The organism is Neisseria sp. HMSC056A03, assembly GCF_001815685.1.
GTDB lineage: Bacteria > Pseudomonadota > Gammaproteobacteria > Burkholderiales > Neisseriaceae > Neisseria > Neisseria subflava.
The window spans coordinates 1-3,370 of record NZ_KV821599.1; the positions used below are offsets into that span (position 1 = coordinate 1).

The window sequence follows — 3,370 nt, forward strand, 5'->3', positions numbered from 1 at the left end:
TTGGCGATAATCTCGTAGGCCGTGCGCTCGATACCGTCTTTGCCTTGATATTTACGGCTTTGGATTTTGCCCTCTAAGTAAACTTGACTGCCTTTTGTTAGGTATTGACCGGCAATCTCTGCCAGTTTGCGGTACATGGTGATGTTGTGCCATTCGGTACGTTCTACGCGTTGGCCGTTGCGGTCGTTCCACGTTTCGCTGGTGGCAATGCTGAAGTTACAGACGGCCTCGCCGTTGGGCATATAGCGCACTTCAGGGTCACGGCCTAAGCGGCCAATTAAAATTACTTTGTTCAGCATTGTTTACCTTTCTCAAATTCCTGTTTCAATTTCTCGGCATACTCAAAGCACGCCTCTGCTTTTCGCTTGATTTGGTTGATTGCGTTTTCGTCACGGTACACTGTTATTGTCGTCAGTCGTTTTTCAAACGGCAGACGCTCAACCGCTTCGACCAAATTAGCTACATCGTCATAAGGCTTTAAAAGCTCTTCGGGCGTTGGGAAAATCCAAAAATCAATATCAGCCTTTTCACAATCGAAAAGCCACATGTATCCTTGCATTTGCCAGCCATATCCTGCCTTTTCTGCTTTGGCTTCAGCCTCTTCTCGGAAGAATGGATGTGTGCCGATGTCCCATGAGCATTTTGTATCAATAATTGATTTACGCTTGGGATCGTAAATATCACATTCGCCTGTAATCAAATCATTGACCCGCCGTTCGGTGTTTTTTTTGTACATCAAGCCACGAATCAAGCCGCTGCAACGGATTGCTTCATCTTCGAGTAATAACCCTTTTTCGGTTTCCTTACTGCCCGTGAAACTCTCGAAGCCAGAATATTCGTTTTTCAGGCGTTCAATAACGTAAGACTTGGCCGTCTGTGTTAATCCGTTGGCTTCTTTCTCTGCTCTGCTTTTTGGTTCGCCGATAATCTTGTGAATTGATGAACATCGGATTCTCATAATTTATCCAATTCCGCTTTCTGCTCTTCTGATAAGTCGTAACTATCTAAGACTGTCTGAATATCAATGTCGCCGGTACTGATGTTTTCTTTGAGTTGCTCAAACATTTCATCGGAAACGGCAAGTTTTGGTGTTTCTGCCGGTATGGGTTGGTTATCGATATATTCAAACTCTTCTGCCTCCACGTCTTTTACGATTGCCTGGTCGGCTAAAACCGCCTTTTGCATTTCGATTGACAGTGGGGCTTGTTGGGAAAGTAACAGCTTGATAACTGTTTTCTTCGCCATTGCCTCGAAGTTGTCAGCCCATACGCCAAAGCCGCGCTTATATGTTTGGCTGTATCGTTTGGCGTGTGCTTCCAATTCTTCCATCGTCATTGTTAGATTCGCCTCATAGCCATTCAAAAGCTGGAAATAGGCGATATAGCCGATGATTTGTCCGCTTGGCTTGCGTGGAATGAGAGATGTCAAGCGTTGGTAAACGTCTTCTTCTTCGTCTGTGTCGTAAACAGGGCAGGCGTTGATTCGTTTGAACTGTCCGCTTCGTTGTGCAAGCTGGATGAAGCCCTTATAACCAAGCTGAAACTGCGCTTCTGTAACGTTCTCTTTTCGGTTTTGAAAGGGGACAATGTACGCAAAGCCTAAGCTGTTATTGATGGGAAGATTCAGCGTTGCTGCCATACAGGCTGCGTTAAACACTGATTTTGGCGTTGCGTTTTGTAACAGACTGTTTGAGTTGACAATCTGCATGGCAGATGTTGCGAAACTTGCAAAGTTCTTGCCAATGAGTTCTTGCATTTTTCGTTTGGCTGCGTCGCTGTCGAAAAATTGTTTAATCGCCATTGCGTTTGTTTTTGCTGGATGTGTCATTTTTAATTTCCTAAGAGTTTATTGAAATACTTTTCAGCCGCTGCCTTTTCGGTTTTGAAGACCTGAACGTCTTGCAACTGCGCCCGCATGACGACGTTCAGGCCGCGCGGCAATCCCATAAAACCTTTTACTTTTGCCGACAGGCTGCCAGCTAATCCGTATGGTCGATGGTTCATTTCGGAAGCTCCTTGTATTTGCAATATCGCATTGATGGTTTACCAGTTTTCTTATCCACCTTCTCATTGCCATGCTTATCAACTCGAGGCTTGAGAATTGCTATATAAACAGGGCGTATAAAATCTTCCTGACCTTTGCAAAGTTCCACAAAATCCATAGCTATCTTTTCGGATGAAAAGTCGCCTGAAATTTGATAGCAGCCTGTATCTTTCGCAAAAGATTTTTCTTCATCTTTAATTTTTACGCCAAGTTTATTAAACGAATTTTCAAACTCTTTTTTCTTTGACTTACCAAATACTGCAAACATTATTTAACCTCCGCGTCTCCCATGACCTTTACTTCGTCTGACATGGTTTCATACTCTTGTTCAACCTGTGCTTCTTGGCTGATGGTTTCAGGCTCTTCCGGCTTCTCGGCTTTGCCGGAAAAGCTACAAGCCGCGATCGTGATGGCTGACACGGCTAAAACTGTTCTGATTGCGTATTTCATTTTTCCCTCTACTGCAAAAGTTGGTTGATGTCGAAGATTCCGTATTGCGCGGCAGTCAACACCGCGCGGCTGTGGTCGGTTTTGCGCTCAAGCCGTGAAACCATCTCGTTAAAGTGTCGTAAGAGAATCAGCCGGGCATTACCTAACATGATGTCAGGGTGCTTCGCTCCGGCGTTGCACGGCATTGCTTTGATTTTTGGGTTAAAGGGCAGGGAGATGACTTTTTGCATAAATTCGCGCCGTGCCTGCTTCGCTTCGTCTGTCAGGTATTGGGTTAATGCTTTCATGCCGCTTCCTTCCATTGGTTTGCCAGTTCGTCGATTTTGCTTACTCGCAAATCAGCGTGATTTGATTGAGTTGCCCAAATCAGCGCGTCTTTGATTTCTTCGTTTTCGTACTTGTTGCTACTCAATTCGAGAAATTCCGCGCCGTCTAACAAGCAAGTTCGCCATTCGCCATCATTCTGCGAGTATTCCAATTCATCACATTGGATAGCGCATTTGCGAAACTCGTAGGCTTCTTTGATGACGTGTTGCATGATTTGAGCGTGGAATAATTTGAAATTCTTCCTGTTTTCATCTTCTTGGCTTTCTTCGATCGCAATTTCTGCGTCTCGCAATTCTTCGCGCCTGTACATTTCGTCCATTCCCCAATCGGGGCGGCTTGTTTCGTAATAAGTCATTCCATTTTCCTTTTGTTGCGGTATCGGTAGAGGAAGGGGCTTGATGTTTCTCCGTGCCGTTGCCCTTGCTTGCCTGTGGTATTGCTAGGCAGTAAGCCTTGTGCCCTCGTTTTGGCATTGCTCACCCTATCTACCGATAATTTGACCTTGCTTATTTAAACAGCCGTTTCCAGCCGCTTAAATAAGCCACCTTTG

At 45.0% G+C, this 3,370-nt stretch carries 8 protein-coding genes; all 8 read right to left on the reverse strand.

What is annotated here, in order from left to right; translation table 11 throughout:
- Positions 1-299: single-stranded DNA-binding protein (locus HMPREF3052_RS02735; protein ID WP_141756597.1), on the reverse strand; the 299-nt coding region annotated here is incomplete at its 3' end.
- Complete coding sequence (locus HMPREF3052_RS02740; RefSeq protein WP_070748364.1) at positions 293-958, reverse strand: translocation protein TolB precursor; 666 nt, start codon at positions 956-958, stop codon at positions 293-295. The genes HMPREF3052_RS02735 and HMPREF3052_RS02740, both read right to left, overlap by 7 nt.
- Complete coding sequence (locus HMPREF3052_RS02745) at positions 955-1,827, reverse strand: recombinase RecT (RefSeq protein ID WP_070748366.1); 873 nt, start codon at positions 1,825-1,827, stop codon at positions 955-957. Before HMPREF3052_RS02745 ends, HMPREF3052_RS02740 begins: the two co-directional genes overlap by 4 nt.
- 2 nt (positions 1,828-1,829) lie before the next feature.
- Positions 1,830-2,003 (reverse strand): hypothetical protein, encoded by a 174-nt coding sequence (locus HMPREF3052_RS11725; RefSeq protein ID WP_168165937.1) that lies wholly within the window; start codon positions 2,001-2,003, stop codon positions 1,830-1,832.
- Positions 2,000-2,311 (reverse strand): hypothetical protein, encoded by a 312-nt coding sequence (locus HMPREF3052_RS02750; RefSeq protein WP_070748367.1) that lies wholly within the window; start codon positions 2,309-2,311, stop codon positions 2,000-2,002. The genes HMPREF3052_RS11725 and HMPREF3052_RS02750 overlap by 4 nt, the downstream gene beginning before the upstream one ends.
- Entirely contained in the window at positions 2,311-2,493 is a 183-nt protein-coding gene (locus tag HMPREF3052_RS02755; protein ID WP_070748369.1) for a hypothetical protein, read from the reverse strand. The genes HMPREF3052_RS02750 and HMPREF3052_RS02755 overlap by 1 nt, the downstream gene beginning before the upstream one ends.
- 8 nt (positions 2,494-2,501) lie before the next feature.
- Positions 2,502-2,780 (reverse strand): hypothetical protein, encoded by a 279-nt coding sequence (locus HMPREF3052_RS02760; RefSeq protein WP_070748371.1) that lies wholly within the window; start codon positions 2,778-2,780, stop codon positions 2,502-2,504.
- Positions 2,777-3,175: a hypothetical protein gene (locus HMPREF3052_RS02765; RefSeq protein ID WP_070748373.1), complete on the reverse strand. Its 399-nt coding sequence runs from the start codon at positions 3,173-3,175 to the stop codon at positions 2,777-2,779. Before HMPREF3052_RS02765 ends, HMPREF3052_RS02760 begins: the two co-directional genes overlap by 4 nt.
- Positions 3,176-3,370: the final 195 nt, after the last annotated feature.

Excerpts from the sequence above, each read along its gene's own strand:
- HMPREF3052_RS02760 (WP_070748371.1), bottom strand. The coding sequence starts at position 2,780 with ATGAAAGCATTAACCCAATACCTGACAGACGAAGCGAAGCAGGCACGG.
- HMPREF3052_RS02745 (WP_070748366.1), bottom strand. The coding sequence starts at position 1,827 with ATGACACATCCAGCAAAAACAAACGCAATGGCGATTAAACAATTTTTC.
- HMPREF3052_RS02755 (WP_070748369.1), bottom strand. The coding sequence starts at position 2,493 with ATGAAATACGCAATCAGAACAGTTTTAGCCGTGTCAGCCATCACGATC.
- HMPREF3052_RS02765 (WP_070748373.1), bottom strand. The coding sequence starts at position 3,175 with ATGACTTATTACGAAACAAGCCGCCCCGATTGGGGAATGGACGAAATG.
- HMPREF3052_RS11725 (WP_168165937.1), bottom strand. The coding sequence starts at position 2,003 with ATGAACCATCGACCATACGGATTAGCTGGCAGCCTGTCGGCAAAAGTA.
- HMPREF3052_RS02750 (WP_070748367.1), bottom strand. The coding sequence starts at position 2,311 with ATGTTTGCAGTATTTGGTAAGTCAAAGAAAAAAGAGTTTGAAAATTCG.
- HMPREF3052_RS02740 (WP_070748364.1), bottom strand. The coding sequence starts at position 958 with ATGAGAATCCGATGTTCATCAATTCACAAGATTATCGGCGAACCAAAA.